This is a genomic window from Paenacidovorax caeni (assembly GCF_001298675.1).
Taxonomy (GTDB): domain Bacteria; phylum Pseudomonadota; class Gammaproteobacteria; order Burkholderiales; family Burkholderiaceae_C; genus Paenacidovorax; species Paenacidovorax caeni.
Genome location: NZ_CYIG01000122.1, coordinates 1 through 1,028, shown reverse-complemented (window position 1 = coordinate 1,028; position 1,028 = coordinate 1). Strand labels below are relative to the sequence as shown.

The 1,028-nt window shown below is 58.2% G+C and carries 3 protein-coding genes; all 3 read right to left on the bottom strand.

The window, feature by feature from the left end:
- On the bottom strand, nucleotides 1–232 hold a 232-nt coding region (locus BN2503_RS19015), incomplete at its 3' end, for a transposase (RefSeq protein ID WP_148639791.1).
- A gap of 21 nt (nucleotides 233–253) precedes the next feature.
- Complete coding sequence (locus BN2503_RS19855) at nucleotides 254–565, bottom strand: hypothetical protein (RefSeq protein ID WP_233495145.1); 312 nt, start codon at nucleotides 563–565, stop codon at nucleotides 254–256.
- Nucleotides 562–807 (bottom strand): hypothetical protein, encoded by a 246-nt coding sequence (locus BN2503_RS19010; RefSeq protein WP_233495144.1) that lies wholly within the window; start codon nucleotides 805–807, stop codon nucleotides 562–564. Before BN2503_RS19010 ends, BN2503_RS19855 begins: the two co-directional genes overlap by 4 nt.
- Nucleotides 808–1,028: the final 221 nt, after the last annotated feature.

Genomic DNA, 1,028 nt, shown 5'->3' with positions numbered 1-1,028 from the left:
CTTCCATCGCCGGGTCGCTCAGGTTCCACCACAGTTGCAGGCAGTGGATGCGCAGCATCGTCTCGACCGCAAACGGCGGGCGTCCGCCCAGCGCCTGAGGCGCGCCGCGCGCGTGCGGTTGAATGAGCGCCACCAGCGCGCCCCACGGCACGACCTGATTCATCTCTTCAAGGAAGACCTCTTTGCGGGTTTTCTTGGGCAGGGGGTCAAGGCCAAGCGTGATCTGATCCATGTCCGTGATCGTCGGTCCTCATCAGGCTCTGCGCCAGTCGGAATGACCAGGGGTTTTGCAGACCTTCCCTAGGGTCAACTGCGAGGCTTGGGCCAAAAGCCCAGCTTTTTTCAGCAATCCTGATGCCTGCAAGAACGCATGGAATTCTTGGTTGTCAGCCTTGACTTGAAACGTCGCCAAATTCAAGCAGCCATTCGCACGAACAGTTTTTTCAATTTCGTCCGCGTTGATGTAAACACCCAGCCATTGCGGCGGAAGCACGTCTTTGATGGTGCTTTTGCCCGAGCCGTTGGGACCTGCAAACATTCGCAGGCGAGGAGCAGGCGCATTCATGCTTTACTTGCTCGCACGCGCTTCTCGCCTACCCGTACGGGTGTTGGTTTGGCGATGCTGCGGATGACTCGCACAGTACCTTCGGCAGTAGTCTCAACCAACTCACCATGCCGAGCCTCCATCACCGTGCCGCTGATAGTCAGGGCCTGCCAATAGGCCAGCTTGAACGCACTACCCGCCAACTCGGGAATGCGGGCTTCCATGAGTTGCATAGACTCTTCGCTCATCAGAGATTGGTTCAATGTGATCCTCCAAGGGTCAGTGCCACTTATACCAGTCAAAACCTTACAGCGCTGCAGCAGTCACAAATGGGAACTTCTCAAAACCCATCCGCTCTCTTCCTGACCCGAGAAGCCTGACCCGCCCCTTGCCATGATCACGCCCCGCAGCGCCCTGAAGTTCGATCTGTTCGCCGAGGCCTCGCGCCAGCACAAGAGAGACGAGGTGGGCGATCCGCTGCAGG